Source organism: Pedobacter africanus (assembly GCF_040548825.1).
In the GTDB taxonomy this organism is placed as follows: Bacteria; Bacteroidota; Bacteroidia; order Sphingobacteriales; family Sphingobacteriaceae; genus Pedobacter; species Pedobacter africanus_A.
This window is the reverse complement of sequence record NZ_JBEPSL010000003.1, coordinates 92,073-114,389: the sequence shown is the minus strand read 5'-3', so window position 1 is coordinate 114,389 and position 22,317 is coordinate 92,073. Positions and strand designations below refer to the sequence as shown.

The following is a 22,317-nucleotide window of genomic DNA, read 5'->3' as shown; positions in this document are numbered from 1 at the left end:
TTCCTACTTTCGTTAATTATGCAGACATCCAAAAAAGCCGCAATCAGCTTCATTTTTATCACATTACTGATCGATGTAATGGGATGGGGCCTAATTATTCCAGTAATGGCAGATCTTATTGCCCAGCTAAAAGGCATCCCCATTAATCAGGCCAGTACATATGGTGCTTTTTTGCTTTCTGTTTTTGCCATTACCCAATTCCTGTTTGCGCCGGTAATCGGGAACCTGAGTGATAAGTTTGGCCGCCGGCCGGTGCTATTGCTTTCCCTGCTCGGTTTTGGCGTAGATTATATTATCCTGGCGCTGGCACCAACATATGCATGGCTGTTTGTAGGCCGGATTATTGCCGGTATAACGGGGGCCAGTTTTACTACTGCTACAGCCTATATTGCCGATGTAAGTACCGATGAAACTTCTAAAGCCAAAAACTTTGGGTTAATTGGCGCGGCCTTTGGCCTTGGCTTTGTGCTTGGCCCTGCGCTGGGTGCCCTTCTTGCAACCTGGGGTATACGTGCTCCTTTTTATGCAGCGGCAGTGCTTTGCCTGGTTAATTGTTTGTATGGCTACTTCTTTTTACCTGAATCATTAAGTAAGGAAAACCGCAGGGAATTTGACTGGAAAAGGGCAAATCCATTTGGCTCCTTAAGGTTTTTAACCAGAAACGCTAAAATCGGACAACTCGCATTTGGCTTTTTTCTGATCTACCTGGGCAGCCAGGCCGTTCAGGGTAACTGGAACTTCTTTACCATCTACCGCTTCAACTGGAGCGAAAAAATGGTAGGTATTTCCCTTGCAGTAGTTGGTGTATTGGTTGGTGCTGTTCAGGGCGGATTAACCCGGGTCATTGTGCCTAAGATCGGGAACGAAAAAAGTATTTACATCGGTCTGGGATTATACACCGTAGGTCTCGTCCTATTTGGACTTGCTACACAGGGCTGGATGATGTTTGCCTTTCTGATCCCTTACTGTCTGGGCGGGATCTGCGGTCCATCCTTGCAATCGGTCATATCCGGACATGCGCCTGCAAACCAACAGGGAGAGCTACAAGGTGCCCTTACTGGCCTGATGAGTCTTACTGCCATTATCGGACCGCTCATTATGAATGGTACCTTTGCTTATTTTACATCAAGTAAAGCCCCTTTCTATTTTCCGGGGATACACTTCTTAATTGGTGCTGCGTGTATGCTATTGAGTATATATATTATATATAGAGTGCTCAGCCGCGAACGCAAAGAACTCTCGGCCCCGGTAAGTGATCAATAGGCGCCGTTCCTTCAATCAGCAGTTCCATGCAGTTTAATGATAAAAATTGATCAGCTTATTCTGGGATAAAATTAAGTAAAATTATCTGCGATGTATTGCCTGGCCTCATCTTGTGTTAAAACAGCAAAATCCTTATAACGGTCGTGCACATCAATGATTTCTTCAAGTGCATCTTCAACCAGCTGCCTGTTTTCCCATAGTTTAAGGTCTGCAACTACGGTCTGTATGCATCCTTTTTTATAGGCAATTTGTCCAATTACATGTACCAGTGTATTCCTTACCCTGGCAGTTTTGTCGTGTTGCAGTTCCTGTAACATGGGTAAAATATCCTGCGGATATTTACGCCCCCGGAGTTCTATTCCATGACAGATCTCTCTGCGGATCTCTTTGTCTTCATGGTGCAGGTATAACCTTGCCCATTGCAGTACCGGAACAGGATTTACTTCTCCCATTTTTTTGATAGAACCAATTACCGCATTCCTTGGCGAATGGTGTTTATCAAACAGGCCCTTATCAAAGAAATGCCGCACGCATTCAAAATCAGCTTTACCGATCTCGCCCGCTGCATTGATCACCGTTTGCCTGATTTTGAAATCCTTATCCGGAAAAAATTGTTCTAAAGTGTTTATTATTTTAGGTCTCAAATCTGCATTAGCCAGATATATTTTACCGATGGCCAGATAGGCAGATTTCCTGATATAGGTATCCTCATCAGCAAAGTACCGGGCTGTGTGTTTAAAAGTTCCTGTACCCAGTTCAGTAAGGATATTATGGTTAATTCTGGCTACAAGCTGTACACGTTCCTCTTTATTTAGATCGTAAAATCCCATACACAATATTAGCACTTATTCGTAAAAAAAAACAAGTGCAATTTCCGGATTCAAGCTCAACTGCCCATTCCACTAAGCCTTTCCGTAGCCTTACAATTTATAGATTTTTAAAAGCAAAAAATAACGGGAGGTTTAGCCTATATTTAATTCTCAATTCATGAAAACAACCATCAGTCTCTTACTATTTTTTTTGCTATTCAATTTCAGCAAGGCCCAGGAGAAATTTCCTCTAACCAATGCGGAGGGGAATCCCATGAACTACTACGTGAGCAGACCTAAGTCTAAAATTCCTATTTTCCTGGCTGTTAATGACAAGCAAACCAAATTTATAAATCCTTTTAACGCTCTCCCAAATGATCCTTTGGGTAATATGGTTTATCTGGTTAATGCTAAAACCATTGCTGTCACCACCTGGATAAAAAAGGATAGTATAGACTATTATCGATATTCTATTTTTGAAAATGACACAACGATTGTGCGCGCTAACGCAAAGCTTAGTCAAATAGATTTCGTTTGGCCAGCCAGCAGCGATCTCCCTGGCTACCTCACCATGAACCTGACTGTTCCGGATACGAGAAACAAAAAAATTACGGTAAAAATATACCGCTTGCCAGAGGAAAGCAAAGTAACAACAGTTATCATTTATAACAAGTCCTTACCTCAGGCCAGGATCGAAAAAGCAGTATTGCTACGCGAAGGACGCTTATTCAAAACACGGGGCACCAATATAATCAGCACCTTAGCAGACATCATCCCGATAAACAACGGTTCTAAATTTAGCCTCGATAAAAAATCCCGGGGCATCCAGCTGATTCTAAACAAGACAGACATAGATTTTGCATACTATGCCGGTTTAGTGAAAGTCTCAAAAAATAAAGCCGACACCCTATTCGTCTCTAACAACTGGAACTACGACTCACACGACGGCAAACCTTATGTTTTTATTCCTGCGAGTTATTTTAGCGAACCCGGTTCTTATCAACTGCGCATTACTCCTATGCCAGGGCAATCTTTTGATAGAACTTCAATTGACAGTAAATGGGCAAAAATATCGTTCAAGGTAAAAAGCCCCCCCTTAACTTTCGGAATCTCCGAAGTTATCACAGCGCTTTCCGTTATCATTCTACTTGCAATCAGCACCTTTCTGCTAATCAGGAGAAAGAATAAGCAAAAACTTATTATAGCCCATCGCCAGGCAGAAAGCGCTAAAACAGAATTAAACCATGTACGTTCTCAACTTAACCCTCATTTTGTTTTCAATGCCCTGGGTGGAATTCAGAATCTGATGAACCAGAAAGAAATAGAAAAAGCCAACAGCTATCTTAGCAAATTTGCCAGGTTAACCCGAAGCATTCTTGATGGAAAACAACTGATTGCACTCAAGGATGAGCACAGGCTTTTAGACGACTACCTGGCTATGGAACAACTGCGCTTTAATTTTAGCTACCAAATCGCGGTCGATACCGACATAGATATTTTAGAGGTAATGATCCCAACTATGTTGCTGCAGCCTTTTGCAGAGAATGCAGTTAAACATAGCATGTCAGTTCAGGGCAACAAAGGAAAATTATTGGTAGCATTCAAAGCTGTGGGAGACAACCTGATTTTATCGGTAAATGACAACGGCGAAGGCTTTGATGTTCAAAAGGTCTATGCAGGTTTTGGATTGTCGCTCTGTAAAAAAAGAATAGATTTACTGAACCGAATGTATCAGGACTGCCCGATCACCCTGGAGTTGCACTCGGACCTTAACGGCACAACTGCGATCATTACCTTAAACCACTGGTTATAATTATGAAGACACTGATAATAGACGACGAGCAATCCAATGTAGAAAATCTCAGTAACCTTATCAGGGAATACTGCCCGCGTTTAACTTTGGTAGGGACAGCAAACAATGTAAGCCAGGCTTTGCAGCAGATTGCAGCACAACAGCCGGACCTGCTTCTTTTAGATATCCATATGGGAAAGGAAACAGGTTTCGACCTTCTGCGCTTGCTGCCAACAAAAGACTTTGAGGTAATCTTTGTCACTGCTTTCAATGAATATGGGATAGATGCCATTAAGTTTGCCGCAGTTGATTACCTGCTAAAACCGGTTGATATCGCAGAACTGGTACTGGCAGTTAATAAAGCAGAAGAAAAGATAGCTACAAAACAAACGGCACAGCAATTGAATTTTTTACTGAACCATTTAAAAAGCACCGGAACAGCCCCAGCTAAAATTGCCCTACCCCAGTTGCATGAAATCAGATATGTATCCGTAAGTGATATCATCCGCTGCGAAGCAGATAATTCCTATACACACTTTTTTCTTTCCAGCTTCGAAAAGATACTGGTATCCAAATCATTAAAAGAATATGCAGAAATGCTGACCAGTGCAGGCTTTTTACGAACACACCAAAGCCATCTGGTAAATAAAATTTTCATCAAGAGCTGGATCAAGGAAGATGGCGGAATGCTTTTATTGAATAACGGAGACAAGATTCCTGTTTCGCGACCAAATAAAACAGCAGTACAGGCTGCATTAAACCATGACCGGCCTTTAAATTTTACCAGAGGTTTTAACATTTGATAACAAAAAACCATCTTTAGATAAAAGCCAGGCGACTCCAACTCACCCAATTGAACCTTAAAGAAGTATTCACAAAAAAAAAGAGATCGAAATCCCCAAAAAACAAAAAAATGAAAGTACTGGATTTAAAATATGAAGAATTGGATTTGATATCAGCGCTACAGCCCGAGGGATGGAATGATATTAAGCCGAGTTTTGGTTTTTACCTGCAATCTTCCTTTTGTTTCCCCATTAAAGTGATGATTGACGATATGATTGTTGGTTTGGGAGCTGCAATTATCCACAACGACGTAGCCTGGTTTGGCCACATTATAGTCCATGCCGACCAAAGAGGAAAAGGAATAGGAAAATGTGTGACACAGTCGTTAATTGATATCGCCGAACAACATGCCTGTGAAACGATTTATTTGATTGCTACTCAGCTTGGGGTACCGGTATATGAAAAACTGGGATTTATTCAGGACACGGAGTACCTGTTTTTTAAAGACCTGATTTTTGATAAAAAAGAATTGATCTCAGCTCATATTATACCCTATCAACCGGAGTTTAAAACGCAAATTTCAACGATTGATAAAACGGCCAGCGGAGAGGACAGGATGATGCATCTTGAAGCGGCACTTGAAAGCGGCTTTGTATATATGGATAATAATGAGATTGAAGGCTTCTATTTACCTGCCCTGGGTGAAGGCTTAATTGTTGCAAACCATCCATCAGCCGGACTAGAACTTTTAAAATTGCATTTGAACTCAAATGAAAAGGCAGCATTTCCGGCAGATAATTTATTTGCGAAAGACTTTTTGTGCAGCAAAGGTTTTAAGGAGTATTATACTGAAAAACACATGCGGCGGGGAAATATCAGATCCGTCAAACTGGGGAATATTTACAACAGGGTTGGAGGAAACACCGGGTAAATTAAAAGTTTAAACACCCTATAAAACTCTGAAAATTATATATTTGCAGCTGAGGAGTCATTGTAATGGGGCAATATCAGTCATATGAAGATCAGGAGTTAGTGCAGTTTATGCAAAACGGCGACGAGCGTGTGTTGACAGAAATTTACAATCGTTACTGGGACAAAATGCTTGCTGTAGCTTACAACCGCTTAGGCAATCAGGAAGAAGCCGAAGAATGTGTTCAGGATGTTCTGTACAAATTCTGGAAATTACGTGCCGATTTTTCACTGGCCAAAGTAGATCTGTCAAATTATTTGGCCCGTGCCATACGTAACCAATCTTTCAATATTTTAGACCGGCGCTATCGCGAGCGTGTAAAATCTGAAAACTATACTCCTGCAAAAGACATCAACCTGTTGTCGCCCGAACGTCAGCTGATGATACGTGAGTTGCAGGAACAGATAAACAGTTCTATAAACTCGCTTCCTCCTCAGTGTCAGATCGTTTTTAAGCTTAGCCGGCAGGATGGCCTTTCCAATAAAGAAATCGCCGAAAAATTAAACTTATCAGAAAACACAGTCAAATCACATATCAAAAAAGCCAACCGGGACATCCAGGGTGATATAGAATTGCTGACCACATTAATATCCTTTTATATTTTTTTTAAAAATTAACTACCTCCACTCACCCCTCCCCTATATTTTTCTGTCTATACAGGTAGAATGGACATAGCATATTTAGTTTTTAAATTTAACAACGGCAGTATTACACCAGAAGAACTGCAGATTTTACTGGATTGGTACAATAGTCATGACGACCGGAAAGTTACTATTCTGTCAAAAAAAGACGAATCTCCTGAAGCGGTAAAAGCGCGTATGCTAGCCACCTTACTGGAAAAAGTAGAAAACAGCAGGGATCAAAAACCAGCAAAGATTATGTCTAAAACCCGCTGGATCGCAGCCGCAGCGGCAGTACTTGTCATTACGCTGAGTACCTGGCTGGTATTGAACCACAAAACACAAACTAAAACTTCCGCTCCATTACAGGCAAGCACAATAGGGCCTGGAGGAAATAAAGCAACGCTTACACTTTCCAACGGCCAGACCATCCAGCTAAAAGACTCCAAGGCAGGTATTGTAGCTGGAGATAAAATTACCTATACAGATGGCAGCCCTGTAGAAAACACCGCTGCAACCCAACCTGCCGATGTGGAAAAGCTATTGTCGTTAAGTACCCCACGCGGTGGCACCTATAAAATCATATTGCCTGATGGTACTCAGGTTTGGCTCAATGCCCAGACTACCATAAAATACCCGCTGCATTTCAGCACCGCAGAACGTGTTGTTGAAATTGAAGGCGAGGCTTTTTTCAAAGTAAAATCCATATACCAGCCTAATGGCGGGAAACTCCCCTTCAAAGTCATCAGCAAACACCAGGAAGTGGAAGTACTGGGTACGCAATTTAACATCACGGCCTACCCAGAGCAGGCAACTGGTAAAACAACGCTTGTTGAAGGAAAAGTTGAAGTTCGCGATCAGCAGCGCCATGTTGTCCTCAAGCCAAATGAGCAGGCCGTTACCTTTAACGGAAAAACTAAAGTGATACCGGTAAATCCGGCAAATTATACAGCCTGGCGCGATGGCAAGTTCAGCTTCGACGGAAAGACATTTGAAGAGACTATGGATGAAATTGGCCGCTGGTACGACCTGGATATTGTGTTTAACGGCAAAATGCCAAAAGAACAAGAACTTACCGGCGATGCCTACCGCAATCAAAACATCAGGTTTGTATTGCGATTATTAGATGCAGCTGAAGTTGATTATAACCTCGATGTAAACCATCGAAGACTAACCATAAAAGAAAAAAAATAGATTGTAAAACAAAAAACCAAGCATATGAGATGATACAGACCTAAAAAAGAGCACCTGAGATCAGAGAAGGGAAAGGACCGTCATCCTTCCCCTAAGGCCTGATCAGTGCAGCCTACCCAAACGTTTAAGCAGCTATTTGCACCAACTAAACCAACGTAAAATTAATGAATTTATATTACTTTATACGAGTGATGAAAATCATCATGTTCCTACTTATAGCCGGATTAACCACCGTAAGCGCTTCCAGCTATTCACAACAGATTACACTTAAAGGGAAAAACATCCCCTTTATGTCTGTAATCGAAGCCATCAGAAAACAAAGCGGCTACACTGTCTTTGGCACAAAAAAGGTCATAGAAGCAGCCAGCCCGGTTACCATCGATGTCAGAAATATGCCATTGTCAGCATTCTTGAAAAAGATCACAGATAATCAGCCTATAACCTATCTTATTGAAGACAAGACCATATCGATATCCGCTTCTACGCGCCCCGAACCTGAGAAACCAGTCTCCAATGCGCAACAGCAAACACTAAGCGGGGTCATCCGGCATGCTGAGACAAAAATACCGCTTGAAGGTGCAACCATTAAATTAAAAGGCAGCAGTTTAAGCAGTTCTACAAATGCGAAAGGCCAATATCGGATCATTATCCCTGTTTCTAATCAAAAACAAACACTGGTATTTAGCTATGTGGGGATGAAAGCGCAGGAAGTTGCCTACCAGAAACAGGAAATACTGAATATAGAACTCGAGCCTGGCGACGAATCTATGAACGAAGTTGTAGTTACCGGAATTTTCCAAAGGGAACGCCAGGCATTCACCGGGTCTTCAGCCAGGTTTACTGCCAAAGACCTGCAAATGGTTGGCAACCAGAATATTTTACAAAGTCTGAAAACGCTTGACCCATCGTTTGCTATTATAGATAACAATCTGTTTGGATCAGACCCTAACCGGTTGCCAGACATCGAAATTCGTGGAAAAAGCAGTGTGATCGGGCTTACAGATGAATTTAGCACAAATCCCAACCAGCCATTATTTATACTGGACGGCTTTGAAAGCACGCTGGCCATCATCAGCGACCTGAGTATGGACAGGGTAGAAAGCATCACATTGCTAAAAGACGCCTCTGCAACTGCCATTTACGGATCTAAGGCTGCCAATGGTGTTGTCGTGGTAGAAACCAAACGCCCAACTGCGGGCCAGCTACGCATCAATTATACACTTAACGGAACTGTGGGCTTTGCCGATCTTACCGACTATAACCTCATGAATGCCGAGGAAAAACTGCAATTTGAACTTTTATCTGGTTTTTATGGATTGCTCAATGCCGAAGGAAATATTATCCCGGGTTCAAACCTGCAAAGTGAGGCCAATTATTACAACCGGCTAAAAGAGGTCCGTCGCGGTGTAAATACCTATTGGGCCAATGAGCCGCTACGCACTGCTTTTACGCAAAGACATACTTTATTCGCTGAGGGCGGAGATGCCAATCTTCGCTATAGCGCCTCTTTTAATTATGGCAATACACATGGGGTAATGAAGGGATCGGACAGGCAGGCTACCAATGGAAATATACGTTTGCTTTATAGAAAAGGGAAACTCTCGGTAAACAACTCATTGAGCATAGACAATGTCCGCGCCAACAAGGAGACTTCAAGTTTCTCCAATTTTTCAAGAGCCAATCCTTATTACCGCAAATATGATGATCAAGGTAATGTGCGGAAAGTACTGGAGGATTTTAAAGCATTTGGAAATTCGGGCCTGGCCCCTATTTACAGTCCTTTGTTTGACCAGAGCAATCTGAACACCAATATAGAGGACTCCCGGGGCTTTACCAATAACTTCGAAATGGAATGGCGTATTACTGACGCGTTACGTGCACGCGGACGCTTCGGCTTACGCAGTTTCACTACGCATGATGAGATTTTCCGCTCGCCCTTTAACGTCGAATTTGAAGGAACAGACGTGTTGCAAAAAGGTCGGTACAATGAGGCCAATGGCAAAAACATCAACTACGACGGCGACTTCAGTTTAACTTTCGGAAAGTTACTGGCCAAAAACCATATGGTAAATGCTGTTGCGGGTATGCGGATGGAACAGACCATACGTGAACGCAGCGCCTTCCAGGTCCGTGGGTTTCTTGATGACGAATTTGCGAATCCGAGTTTCGCATTGCAATATCCCGAAGGCCAGCGTGCCGATTACCAGGAATCCAAACGCAGAGGAGCCAGCTTCTTTACCAACATGGGCTACAGTTTTAACCAGCGCTACCTTATTGATGCCACTTTGCGTTCCGACGGTTCTTCCGTGTATGGATCTGACAGGCATTTCTCCGTCATCTGGTCGCTGGGTTTAGGCTGGAATATCCATAATGAAAGCTTTATCAAAGAAAGCTTCAAATGGATAGATCAGCTCAGGTTGCGCGGATCAATGGGTAATCCCGGCAATCAGAATTTCGACGACTACATTTCCATGCGTATCTACCGTTACAATAATGAAAACCGAAACCCTTTTGGGGCCAGTACCATCATCAGCAACATGGGCAACAGTAATCTCAAATGGCAGACTACACTTGACCGTAACGTTGGTTTAGACCTCAGCACGCTCAACAACCGCCTGCGCTTCACAGCCGATTATTTTGTTAAGGATACGGATCCCTTACTTGTATTTGTAACACTTCCTTCTTCCACGGGTGTTACCCGGGTGGCACAGAACATCGGTGGGCAGGTTAGCCGCGGCTTTACCATAAACACAGATTACACGATGATTAGAAAAAATGAGTTCAACTGGCGGGTAAATCTGAATATGCGGCAATTGAAGGCAGAATACCGTAAAATGGGCAACCAGCTAAACAGCTTTAACCAGGCAAACCGGAGCCGCAACCTGGTGCGGTATTACGACGGCGGCAGTCCGTCGGACTTATGGACTGTACGTTCAGTTGGTATAGACCCCGCCACCGGACGTGAAATTTTCTTGAACAAAAACGGTGAGCAGACCTTTGTATACAATTTCCAGGATGAAGTAATTGTGGGTAACAGCGAACCAGACCTGGAGGGAGTTATCGGAACAAACTTCTTCTATAAGGGTTTTACAGCTTCTATTAACCTGAGGTACCGCATAGGGGGGCAGGCTTTTTTACAGACCCTTTATGAGAAAGTAGAAAATATATCCACAACAGGTGTAGCCCTGAATCAGGATCGTCGGGCCCTGTATGATCGATGGAAGCAGCCCGGAGATAATGCCCGGTTTAAAGCCATATCGCGTACCGAAACCACACCAATTTCGTCACGTTTTGTGGCCGACAACAATATGCTGGTTGGCGAAGCCTTTTCCATAGGTTATGAAAACACTACAGCACCCTGGTTAAAAAGCATCCGGGCCTCTTCCATAACCCTAAGGGCCTATATGAACGATATTTTCTATATCTCTACCATAAAAAACGAGCGCGGCATCGATTACCCATTTGCCAGATCGGTATCATTCTCTGCAGCAGTTCGATTTTAACATTAATACGGTAACACATGAAAACAATAAACAAAACATACATATGCCTCTTTTTAAGCCTGTTTTTGCTTTCCTGCAGCAAATGGATAGATATAAAACCTACCGACCGTCTGGATGAAAACCAACTCTTTAGCAATAAAGAAGGGTATTTAAAAGCGCTGAATGGTATATATGTAGAAATGACACATAAAAACCTGTACGGCGAAAATATGACTACAGGTGCAATAGATGTGCTTGCACAGTATTACTATTTAACAAGCTCTGTCCATTCATTTTACAACATTAGCACCTTCGTTTATGGTGATGCCAATGTAAAAACAACTTTTGACGATACCTGGCGCAAAGCTTACGAACTTATTGCCAATTGCAATGTGATCATCAGCAAATGCGGTGATGCGCCAAGCCAAAAGCTGCCAGAGCCTTACTTTGGCATTATTAAAGGTGAGGCACTTGCACTACGTGCAATGTTGCACCTGGATATGCTCCGGTTGTTTGGTCCTATTTACACAGATGCAAACAAAACCAGGTCAGCTATCCCTTATGTAGACAAAGTTGGCTACGAGGTTTCACCGCTATTGAATTCTGAACAGGTAATGCAACGGGTAATTGCCGACCTCAAGACTGCATTATCACTATTGGAAAACACCGACCCCGTGCGGACAGAAGGGGTGCGCAATGGTGCTAATACTACAGGCCCTAATGACCTGTATTATCGTCAGTACCGTTTAAATTACTATGCTGCCAAAGCGTTGCTGGCCCGCGCCTACCTTTGGCAGGCCAATAAGGCCGACGCATTGGTGCAGGCAGAAGAATTGCTGAACGAGGTGCAAAGGCCGGATAAAAATATCTTCCCTTATGTTACATTTGCCAGCGCCACAAGTGCCGATAAGCCAGACCGTATGTTCTCTACGGAAGTGATGTTCTCTCTATGGGACATCAAACGCGTAGAAATGTACGACAGGCTTTTCAATGTAAACCTTAACGAAAATACCAAGCTGTCCTTTAGCGGAGGAGATGTCAACACCGCACGTGTCAGTTCCATTTATGATGACGATAACGATTATCGTCGGCGAATCTGGCAAAGCGCATCATCGGGCACCATTACTGCAACTACAAACATGAAATATGCCGATGTAGTAGATGGACCTGGCCGGTATATGATTCCGCTGATACGCCTATCGGAGGTATTGCTAATTGCCGCAGAATGTCATCCAGACCTTACAGCTGCGACAGCCTATTTTAATAAGTTAAGAACCGCCCGCAACAGCGTAAGCCGTACCGCTGCTACTGCTGCCGAATTAAAATTACGAATTGGTGAAGAATCCAGGCGCGAAATGCTTGGCGAAGGCCAACAGTTCTTTTTTTACAAAAGAAACAGCTACCAGTCTGTGCCAAACCACGCCACACCGTCAATAAGCCCAGAAAAAACAATGGTACTGAACAATTATACAGTTCCGCTTCCGGACAGCGAAACTTCACAAAGAAACTAACCTGATAAGAAGATGAAAAGAATATTAGCTTACCTCCTTCTTTTCCAACTTGCAATGGTATTTGCAGGTTGCGAAAAGGAAATTATACCCTATAAGGGAAAAGAAGGTGTCTACTTCTCCGTTCGTAATGGCAACAAATACCTGGAAAGTTACTGGCCTTATGTGCCTTTCAGCAGCGTAGAATTTGTACGGATCGGTAAAGATGTGGTTGAATTTCCGGTAATGGTCACAATTACCGGAGCAGTAAAAGATTATGCCCGCAGTTTCCGTTTAGAAGTGAACCCCGATTCTACTACGGCCATTGCCGGCACACATTACGAACCATTAAAGGCAGAATGGATCATCCCCCCCGGTGCAATAAGTACCTTTATAACTGTTCGCCTGAAACGCACACCAGACCTAAAAGACAAACCCGTAAGCCTGGGCTTGCGTCTGGTAGCTACCAAAGATTTTGAATTGTCGTTCCCTGAATGGGATGCCATTCCGACGCTCACATCGGGCACTGTTGTGCCGGAATTTGATGCCAGCCTGCATACCTTAAAGATAAACGACATTATGGTACAACCAGAAATCTGGCGGGGCTCCCTTCAGCCAGGCAATAAAGAGTCAGGGCTATTTGGTGTCTTTACACGAAGAAAAATGGAATTCCTGATCGAAAACCTGGGATTAAAGTATGAAGATTTCGAAAGTGAAGAGTCTATGCCCGTGGCCCGTTCCATATTGGTTGGCGCCGATGCCTCTGCAATTTTGATCAAACGTTTCAATGAAAAAAAACCGGTACTGGAAGAAGACGGCCGGCTGATGTTTATTGGGTCAGTCCCATGGACATCTATTATTGGTGTACCCTATGTTCCTTGACCATCACTTAATTTATAAAATCAAATGAAACGATCATTAAATTACTATATCCTCAGTCTGCTTTCCATAGTTGTAGTGAGCTCCTGCAGCAAAGATCTGGGCAACTATGAATACAATACAATCAATGAGCTCAATATAAAAGGTGTAAAAAGTGACTACGTGGTAAAAACCGGTATAGATACACTGCGCATTAAGCCAGATATTGCTGCCAGTCTTGACCAGGCAGATGCGAACCGTTATACCTACTTCTGGGTGCTAAAAACAGGTACGCTCGCCTTTGACACCATTGGCCGAAACAAAGACCTCGAATATGCGGTAAGAGTAAACCCCTCCACATACGATCTCTTTTACAGGGTACTTGACAAGCAAACAGGTGTTACCTGGACAGCCAATACCAAAATTACGGTAAGTACAGGCTTTTCGCGGGGTCTACTCATTATGGGCGAAGATGAACAGGGTTATGCCGAGGCCGAGATGCTTTCGATGATCACAGACACCGTGTATATACCTCACATCCTGTCTACCAGCGGGCTTCCACGCTTACGGGAACCGGTAAGCCTGCTGCATACCGGGGGCAACGATCGCGAAACGAAACTATGGGCATTCACAAAAACAGGTTCTTATTATCTGGACCGCGCTACCATGACGGGCACTGTTACCAACAATTTCAGCAGGGTATTGTACATATCCGAACCTATTAACCCTGAAACATTGCACCCCATTGCGCTGGCCCCTCAAATCCGTACAGCGGCAGGAGCCGTTGGCAGTACTTTTTACCGCGCCATGCTTACCGTTGGTGGAGATGTGTTTGCCGCCTCGCCTTTTTTAACCGGAGGAGATTTTTTCAACAATCCCGTAAACAGGGTTGCACCAAACCTGGAAACCCGGCTGCCTGCAGCCCCATACCTGCTCTATCCAATTGGCAGCATGAGCTCATTTATGTGGTACGACACACAAAACCAGCGCTTCCTCATGTTTACCAATTTTGCAGGAAATGTTTCCAGCGTGCTCGCAGATGCACCTAACGCCATTTTCCCCTGGAACCAACCGGCCGGACGAAGCCTGGTATACGCAGAAAATACGCGCAATACAGATGGCGGATCAACCCAGGGCAATTCTTTCGCCATCATGAAAGATGCCGACAATACACACCATATTTATAAATTCTACGCAAACGGTACAAACCCTGCCAAAAGAAATTACTACATGGTGAAGCCCATAGCTACAGATTTTGCTAAAGCAGATCATTATGCTTTTTCATCTAAGCGTACCGTGGTCTTCTACTCGGTAGGCAACAAGCTTTATGCCTACGATTACAATCCGGGCAACGAAAGGAGCTACACCATTAGCAATATTGGCAACGATGTGGTCACGATGATTAAGTTTGATACACAGATAGATCATCTTACCAATAGCCTGTATGTGGCTACCTACAACAGTGCCAGTAAAGGCACACTACGCCGCTTCATGGTTGGCTCAGATCCCAACACAGTTGAATTGCTGCTCCAGGGCAACAGCACCTGGAGCGGATTGGTAAAGATAAAAGACATCAACTGGCGGGCTGTTAACTAATACAAAAACACTTTGAACTAAAAAAACATGATCCAAAAACAAATAACAACTATCCTGGTGCTGGCGCTCCTACCCATTTCCGTGTTTTCTCAATCCGGAAACTTTAACATTCAGGGTAAAGTAAACAGCAAACTCAACGGCAAGTTCATCAAACTTTACTATGAAGATGCAAAAACCAAAAAGGCAGACAGTACAGCAATTAAAAATGGGGCATTCAAATTAACAGGCCATGTAAATGCACCAACTGTAGGAAAGCTAAGCCTGGGCAATGAAGAGGAGGGCGACGGAATAGACCTGTTCCTGTCTGAAGGAACGATCCATATATCGGCCAAAGATTCCATTCATTATGCCAGCATCAGCGGTACAAAACTAGCCGAAGAGCATGAACTGCTGGCTAAAAAGCTGAGGCCTGCCGATGACAAAATTTTTGGTGGTTTCAGGGCCTTCAAAAAAATGCCCGAGGGGGAAGCAAAGAAAGCCTTTATGGGTAAAATTCTGGCAGGTATTGATGCATACCATTTGTACAAACGTGAAACCATCCACCAGTTTGTCAGCCAGCATCCTGCGTCCTATATTTCGCTTTATTATTTAGATAAAAATGCACCAGGCGGTCTTATCAACTACGAAACCACTTTCCCCTACTACTCAAAATTAAGCCCGGAACTCAAAGGTACGCCACTGGGTAAACAATTGGGAGAAAGACTTATGGCTGTTAAAGGTAAGATGACCGGGCAACCCTACCTTAACTTTGTTTCTACTACCCCGGAAGGCAAGCAACTGAGCCTGCAAGAGGTGATCAGCAAAAACAAGTATACCCTGGTAGATTTCTGGGCCAGCTGGTGCGGCCCTTGCCGTAAAGAAAATCCGCACGTGGTTAAAACCTTTAATGCTTTCAAAGACAAAGGCTTTACCGTACTGAGTGTATCTCTGGATGACAAAGCAGACAAATGGAAAGAAGCAATCGAAAAAGACGGAATGCCCTGGTACCATGTTTCGAGTCTGAAAGGCTGGAAAGAACCAGCTGCCGAACTATACGGCATCCGGGCAATTCCACAGAATATTTTGGTAGATAGTAAAGGTAAAATTGTAGCGACCAATCTTAGGGCAGAAACACTTTTTAACAAGATCAGCGAACTTACACGTTGATGCACACCGGCAGCATAGAAAAAATAGTTCCGGCAGCAAAAAGCCTTAGATTTCTCTAAGGCTTTTTGTGTATTGGCAGGGAACCTGAAGACAGAAAATCAGATCCTCTTTTTTAAGTCCTGTATTTTCGTCTTATACCCCTCAACTGTATAGTCGAAAATACGGCCTTTATAGCGCTCATCTTTCAATTCTTCCTCACCTTTAACAACAGCTTGCTCCATTGCTGCTACGGCACTTTTAAAGTCGGCGATTTTAACATAACCATCGGCTATTTTTTCCAGGATCATAGAGTTCGGTGTGCCGCTTTTCAGCCATTCTATTGCCTTTGTGTAGCTGGTTTTATCCAGGTTCTTTTGTTCCAATACCATCATGGCCAGGCTTGTTTTAAAGCCCGGAGACTCCTTTAGCATTCCATCAGCATAGGCAAATGCATCCTGAGGTGTCTTTTTTGTCAATAACGCTTCAAACATTCTGGCCTGAAGTGCGCCTTTTAAATATGGGATTTCCTTCGTACCGTCTTCAATGCTTTTGGCCAGCAGCTCAAAATTTCCGGCATCAGCAGCATCCTTTACAGCCTTGAAGATCCGGTCCATCTGCTCATTTTGCTTACTGGAAGCCTGCTGTCTTTTTGCATATATCTTTTTGAAAGCCTCCAGGTCAAAAGTACCATTAACAAGGCTATCCAATGGCCCGTCCAATTTGATGGGGTGTCCAATCCACTGGATAATGCCGTTTTTTATAACAATAGTGGAAGGAATTCCTTTCTGACCAGCAGCCAGCAACCATTTGTTTCCCATATGCTGTGCATTATTGTCCATAATCACATTGTAATCCATACGGTCACCGCTCCCGTTTACAAATTTTTCAACGGCCGGAATTGCCGATTCATAGGGCTGATCTTTTGTCTTTTCCCACACGTTAACGCCTACTACCTTGGCTTTGCCTTTATATTTCCGGGCCAGTTCCGACAGGTGCGGCATGGCACCAATACATGGACCACACCAGGTAGCCCAGAACTCATAGACATAAACCATGTCTTTTTGATCTGGTTTAAAAGGGGTTCCTTTTAACCATCTGGAATACTGTATTTCAGGGGCAACATCCCCTACCGTCAATATTTTCTTTTCCTGCGCCATACCTGCTGCAGCAATAAATACAGCTAATAAAAACGTGATCGACTTTTTTATATTTATCATGGTTAAAAATCTTTAGTAGTTCTGTGTTAAGTTAGTATTAAAACTGGTAGCATTTTGCGGGAAGGGGAAAATCCACAATGGCGATTGAGGGGTCAGGGTGTAGGTATCGCCAAGGATCGTCCGGCGCAGGTTTGCCGCAAATTCCGGTTCGGTATTCCAGCGTTTCAGGTCAATCATGTCTTTAAAAGTGTTAAAATTTTCACTTCTTGACAGTTGTTTGAGCAGTGCAAATAGCTCAGCCCTGGATGAAGCTGGTGATGCTGTATACCTGCTGGTGATGATTCTCATCTTACGGATATCTTCCAGCTTTTGTTTAGCTCCGCCAAGATCATTATTGCGCATTAAACATTCGGCTTCTGCCAAACGCATGTCAACCGAGGTAAGCCCCGCACCACTTACTTCAGATTGTATAGCGCCAACTAAACTCCATACTGCCTTTTCGCCTGGCATCCCAAAAATCGAATTGCCATAATCAGCTGTAAAAGGAATATTGACCTGTGTAGGCATATAATTGTAAAGCACAGAATTTGGGTCGAACTGGGCCATTAGTTCAGGGGAAAACCAGGTCAGGTACATTACTGAAGGTGTAATAAAGAGATCTTCTTTACTGGTAAGCCTAAGCCTTGCCCATCCTTTTGGGTTGGGCGATACACCAGTTACAGGATAGTCTACCAGCATATTGTTGTGGTCATCAAGCTGGCTGTTGATGGCAAGTGACGCTCGCGCAGCCACCAGCGCCTGATCAAACTTCCGCATAGATAACAGCACCCTCGCCTGTACTGCATAAGCAAATGATTTGCCCACACGTTGTTGATTGACACCCTGATCCAGCAGTGCATTCAACTTAAAGGCGTTATCGAGATCTTTAAGAATGAGCTCATAAACCTCTGCTACGGTATACTTTTTAGAGGGTTCAGAGACGAGATCTGTTTCCAGTGCATATACAACACCCCCATCGGTAGCTGCTGTTGCCGGGTTATAAGCTTTGGCAAAGATATTCACCGCCAGGTAATGAAACCAGGCCCGTAACACATACGCTTCCGCTTTATACCGGTCTATAAGTAAGCGGTCTCCCCTGGCTGCATCAGCACGTGCTATGACCGGGTTGCAGATTTTCCCGATTACACTGTAAATGGGTTCGTAAATATTACAGCTTGGCCTTAATGCCGCACGGTCTATGCTTGCGTCCCAAAATATAGTGGCATAATTAAAGGTTTTGATCGGTTCTTTCTTTAGGAGCGCAAGGTTCACATTGTATATTCCCGATGTTAGTGCCCCTGTCCTCACCACAGAAAACCCAGAATAAGAGTCATTCAGCAACAGGTCCAGATCGCTCGCTGTACTTAACAGGTTTCTGCCTTTTGGCTCTATTTCAGTGAATTTTTCACAACCGCTAAGCAGGCCAACCCATACGATCGCTATGGTATATAATATATTTTTCATGTTCGTTAGTTATTGGTCCTTAAAAATTAAAATTAACTCCGAAAACATAACTTGTAGGAAGCCTTATGCCCAGGGTTTCAGGATCTACGCCAATGTCGTTACTTTTCCAGAGGGCAGGAAGGTTATTGACCTGGAAACGTAGCCTCAGGTTGTTTAACCCAATTCTACTAACCGCTGTCCGTGGCATATCATAGCCCAATACAAAATTGCGTATCTTCAGAAAATCGGCTGCATGCACAAATGTGTCCGTATTGTTTTGCACAGCGGGCTGTGTACCACCAGAATTGTTGTATTGCCCAACCCCTGGTATGTTGGTATTGGTATTGGTAGGTGTCCAGGAATTCAGGTACCATGACCTTATCGGGGCTGCGCCGGGACCTCCCATAATCTGCACCTGGTTGGCACGCATGTGATGACCTCCATAATACACCATCATCAGGTTCAGGCTAAAGCCTTTCCAGGACAACTGGTTTTCCATGGCATAGGTATGCTTCGGATCTGCCTGCCCGGTAAAGTAAACCGATCCGGGAGTCGCTACCTGAACGCCGACATCAGGAATGATCCTGCCATCTTCAGCATACCAGGATTGTACACCATTCTGTGTTAGCCCTGCAAATTTGTAGGAAAAAAGTGAGCGCACAGGATAGCCTTCTTTATATCCGATGCTTACGATCTGATAGGCATTGTTCGCCTGAACTTCTACGCGCGTAACTTCGTTTTTGTTCCAGGATGCCGTACCTGAGGTTGTCCAGGAAAATCCGTTTCTATCTTTGGCCCGGAACCAATCGTAGGCAAGGGTTAATTCCACACCATTATTTTTCACATTGGCCATATTCCTCACCAGACTGGTAAAACCTTTGGTAACATCTAAAGTCTGGTTAGAGAAAACTTTTTCACTTTTTTTGTTGTACCAATCCACTACCCCTCTTAACCGGGAATCGAACAGCGCAAACTCAGTACCGATGTTAATGGTACCTGTTTTTTCCCATGACAGTTCCGGGTTTCCGGGACTTTCAATAGTTGCCAGGGGAAGGCCCGTTAGGTTATTCACCTGCCCTGTTGTGGCGGTCATGTAACTTGTGGCCCCCTGATAAATGTTACCGGTATACCCATAACTTGCCCTCAGTTTCAGCAAATTCACATCCTTATACTTTTCCATAAAACGCTCTTGATCCAGGTTCCAGCTCACACCTACAGATCCGAATGGAGCCCCGCGGAATTCAGTGGCCAAACCATAAACATCAGCAAAATCCTTACGGAGAGACCCGAATACATTGTAGCGCCTGTCGTAAGTATAGGTCAAATTGGCATAGCCAGATGCATTACGGCGGCGAACTTCAGCAAGACCACTCGGTGTGATGGCGTTCTCGATAAACGGTGTAAAAATGAATTGCCTGGCAGGATATCCTGGTGCATAGAAGCTGGTACTGCTTACATTCCACAGTTCGGGGTAGCTAACCGTTGTTGTGGATTGCGATTGCAATTGATCGTCCCAGCCCAGGTAAAGGTTTCTTGTGCCCTTGGTATTGGTTTCCCTAAACTCAACACCTGCAAGGAAGTCTACATTATGAACATTTTTAAAGACACGGCTAAAATTGACCTGCCCGCGGGCAGTCCAGTTGTTACCCTGGGTATTTTCTGTAGCTAACCGCCCACCAGTTTGCGGGATCATGTAACGGTAAGTGCCATTGGTATTTTTAACGGTATAAACATTTCGCATCAAACGCATTAAATAACTGTCGGCTTCCGAATAGTTACTTTCAGACTGACGGTTTACCTCGTAAACATATTGGGTATTAAAGGTAAGGCCTTCCATCAGCTTAAACAGTAACTCTCCATGGTAACGGGTATATTGCCTTTCGATCTTGTGTTTGTTCAGTTTAATCTCATCCAGCAGATAATAATGCATTGGCCTGAGCGCCTTATTGTCTTCTACCCAGGTTGAATAAGAGTTGTAATAACCCAGGCCCGGAGAGATATTGGCCTGGCTGCCGTCTGGTTTGAACAGGCTATAATAGGCGGGTAGGCTAAACGGGTCCATCATATTTTCAACCAGGTTGCTTCTTCGCTGGTTAGCGCGCTGCAGGATATTGTTTACGCTAAAATTGATTGACAGCCACTTGGTCATCTCGTAGGTACCCTTATAAAAAATATTCAACTGGTTCTCTTTATCGGTTACCTTACCTGTATTGTCGCCCTTATAATTCAGCACCAGGTTAGACTGAAAGTTGTTGGTACGGTTACGTACAGAGAGGTTATGCATTTGCAGCACGCGTTGTCTTAAAATATTATCGGCATAATCCTTTGCAAAATTCTGGGTTTTATACTGGGCCAGCCTGCGGTCCAATTCGGCCTGCTGTATTGCCCCGGTTTTTAACAGGTAGTGGTCATATTGTACAGGAGTGATATTCATACCAAAACTGCCTGTTCCTGCAAGTGAATTTTTTATACTGGTCAAAAAGGCAGCGGCATTTGGGGCATCGTTATATTGCCATTTGTAATATTCGTTTTCCTTATCCACCTGTTGCTCCGGGGTCATGTACCAGTTGTCTGCATAGTCAATATTTCTATTTTGCCATACCGTTGTATTGGAAGAGACCTCGATATCTATTTTATTGAGATCGGTTGCCTTTTTAGTGGTCACAATGATCACCCCATTGGATGCACGCGCGCCATAGATCGCAGCGGCAGCGGCATCTTTAAGGATAGTAACCGATTCCACATCATAAGGGTTCAGGTCTTCATAGGCGGCTTCAACCGGAAGACCATCCACCACCAGCAGGGGCCTGCTTTCTGCGAACAGCGTTCCTGTACCACGAATTGCTATGCGGCCGCCATAGTTTACAAGCCCGGCAACACGACCTTCTAAATTGTCGATAATATTAGGTGTAAAGCGGGTTTTCAGCTGGTCTGATGTTACTGTGGTAACTGCACCCGTGGCCCTTGCCTGTGCAATTTTTTGGTAACCCGTGTTCACTACCTGCACTTCAACCAATCCCATACTCGATGCGGTAAGTTTAATTGTGCCCAGGTTTTTTCCGGCCTTTAATTCTATTTTCTCGTACCCAACAAAAGAGATTTCAATAATCCCGTCTTCCGGAACGTTCCTTAACAGGAACTCACCCTGGTCATCGGTAGTTGCGGTTTTGGCAGTACCTTTCAGTTTAACGGTAGCACCACGCATGGGAATCCCCTTCTCATCAAGTATCCGGCCCCTCACATCAATATCAGCCAGATGGGCTATTAAATTAGCCAGGGCAGAAAGCGCTTCTTTCTTTCTGATGGAGACTTTTCCGTTCTCAATTTTATAGGTTAACGGCAGGCCATAAAGCACGCTATGCAGGGCGTCTTCCACCGGAACATTCTTTACAGCAACATTTACCCGCCCCGATTGTTTAACCACGTTTAAGTCATAAATAAAATCATAGCCGCTTTGTGCCTGGATTTCCTTTAGCAGCTTCTCAAGTGGAACGGCCCGGCCGTTAAGTGTAATTCGCTGACCAAAAGTAGCGGCGCTCACCTGAATAAGGGATGCTATTAGTATCACGGTGGTTAATCGCATTATCAGCATAATTTTACGGTATACCATAGCGGGCATACCAGTTTCTTTAGTATAAATTTGATACATTTACGTTTAGTTTGGTTTGAGCAACTTGCCTGTCAGTCTTCGAAAACAAA

At 43.9% G+C, this 22,317-nt stretch carries 15 protein-coding genes; 11 read left to right on the top strand and 4 right to left on the bottom strand.

The window, feature by feature from the left end; translation table 11 throughout:
• The first annotated feature begins 18 nt into the window (after positions 1 to 18).
• Positions 19 to 1,263 carry a TCR/Tet family MFS transporter gene (locus tag ABIE26_RS16170; protein WP_310143646.1) on the top strand — a complete coding sequence of 415 codons (1,245 nt, stop codon included), beginning with the start codon at positions 19 to 21 and terminating at the stop codon, positions 1,261 to 1,263.
• Positions 1,264 to 1,334: 71 nt separating this feature from the next.
• On the opposite strand, the gene ABIE26_RS16165 is transcribed toward ABIE26_RS16170, so the two are convergent.
• Positions 1,335 to 2,093: a HEAT repeat domain-containing protein gene (locus ABIE26_RS16165; RefSeq protein ID WP_310143644.1), complete on the bottom strand. Its 759-nt coding sequence runs from the start codon at positions 2,091 to 2,093 to the stop codon at positions 1,335 to 1,337.
• 157 nt (positions 2,094 to 2,250) lie between these two features.
• Between ABIE26_RS16165 and ABIE26_RS16160 the strand changes: the two genes are divergently transcribed.
• The 10 genes from ABIE26_RS16160 to ABIE26_RS16115 all read left to right on the top strand — a co-directional run bounded on the left by ABIE26_RS16160 (position 2,251) and on the right by ABIE26_RS16115 (position 16,000).
• A complete protein-coding gene (locus tag ABIE26_RS16160; protein WP_310143641.1) occupies positions 2,251 to 3,885 on the top strand; it encodes a sensor histidine kinase in 1,635 nt (544 codons plus the stop codon).
• Between the two features lie 2 nt (positions 3,886 to 3,887).
• The gene (locus tag ABIE26_RS16155) at positions 3,888 to 4,667 is read left to right on the top strand and encodes a LytR/AlgR family response regulator transcription factor (protein ID WP_310143639.1); all 780 of its coding nucleotides are present in this window, start codon (positions 3,888 to 3,890) and stop codon (positions 4,665 to 4,667) included.
• 110 nt (positions 4,668 to 4,777) lie between these two features.
• Positions 4,778 to 5,578: a GNAT family N-acetyltransferase gene (locus ABIE26_RS16150; protein WP_310143637.1), complete on the top strand. Its 801-nt coding sequence runs from the start codon at positions 4,778 to 4,780 to the stop codon at positions 5,576 to 5,578.
• Positions 5,579 to 5,643: 65 nt separating this feature from the next.
• Positions 5,644 to 6,234, top strand: coding sequence for an RNA polymerase sigma factor (locus ABIE26_RS16145; RefSeq protein ID WP_310143636.1), 591 nt, complete (start codon positions 5,644 to 5,646; stop codon positions 6,232 to 6,234).
• A 48-nt stretch (positions 6,235 to 6,282) separates the two neighbouring features.
• Positions 6,283 to 7,431 (top strand): FecR family protein, encoded by a 1,149-nt coding sequence (locus tag ABIE26_RS16140; protein ID WP_310143634.1) that lies wholly within the window; start codon positions 6,283 to 6,285, stop codon positions 7,429 to 7,431.
• Positions 7,432 to 7,595: 164 nt separating this feature from the next.
• Positions 7,596 to 10,934: a SusC/RagA family TonB-linked outer membrane protein gene (locus ABIE26_RS16135; protein WP_310143632.1), complete on the top strand. Its 3,339-nt coding sequence runs from the start codon at positions 7,596 to 7,598 to the stop codon at positions 10,932 to 10,934.
• Positions 10,935 to 10,951: 17 nt separating this feature from the next.
• Positions 10,952 to 12,424 (top strand): RagB/SusD family nutrient uptake outer membrane protein, encoded by a 1,473-nt coding sequence (locus ABIE26_RS16130; protein WP_310143631.1) that lies wholly within the window; start codon positions 10,952 to 10,954, stop codon positions 12,422 to 12,424.
• A gap of 12 nt (positions 12,425 to 12,436) precedes the next feature.
• Positions 12,437 to 13,282 (top strand): DUF4843 domain-containing protein, encoded by an 846-nt coding sequence (locus tag ABIE26_RS16125; protein ID WP_310143629.1) that lies wholly within the window; start codon positions 12,437 to 12,439, stop codon positions 13,280 to 13,282.
• Between the two features lie 24 nt (positions 13,283 to 13,306).
• A complete protein-coding gene (locus ABIE26_RS16120; protein ID WP_310143627.1) occupies positions 13,307 to 14,854 on the top strand; it encodes a PKD-like family lipoprotein in 1,548 nt (515 codons plus the stop codon).
• A 27-nt stretch (positions 14,855 to 14,881) separates the two neighbouring features.
• The gene (locus tag ABIE26_RS16115; RefSeq protein ID WP_310143625.1) at positions 14,882 to 16,000 is read left to right on the top strand and encodes a TlpA disulfide reductase family protein; all 1,119 of its coding nucleotides are present in this window, start codon (positions 14,882 to 14,884) and stop codon (positions 15,998 to 16,000) included.
• Positions 16,001 to 16,098: 98 nt separating this feature from the next.
• On the opposite strand, the gene ABIE26_RS16110 is transcribed toward ABIE26_RS16115, so the two are convergent.
• From ABIE26_RS16110 to ABIE26_RS16100, 3 genes are read right to left on the bottom strand one after another with little or no spacing between them, the layout of a single operon-like run.
• Positions 16,099 to 17,196: a TlpA family protein disulfide reductase gene (locus tag ABIE26_RS16110; RefSeq protein ID WP_310143623.1), complete on the bottom strand. Its 1,098-nt coding sequence runs from the start codon at positions 17,194 to 17,196 to the stop codon at positions 16,099 to 16,101.
• Between the two features lie 12 nt (positions 17,197 to 17,208).
• Positions 17,209 to 18,639, bottom strand: a complete 1,431-nt coding sequence (locus ABIE26_RS16105; RefSeq protein WP_310143621.1) for a RagB/SusD family nutrient uptake outer membrane protein — start codon at positions 18,637 to 18,639, stop codon at positions 17,209 to 17,211.
• A gap of 19 nt (positions 18,640 to 18,658) precedes the next feature.
• Positions 18,659 to 22,201, bottom strand: a complete 3,543-nt coding sequence (locus ABIE26_RS16100; protein ID WP_310143619.1) for a SusC/RagA family TonB-linked outer membrane protein — start codon at positions 22,199 to 22,201, stop codon at positions 18,659 to 18,661.
• Between the last annotated feature and the right edge of the window lie 116 nt (positions 22,202 to 22,317).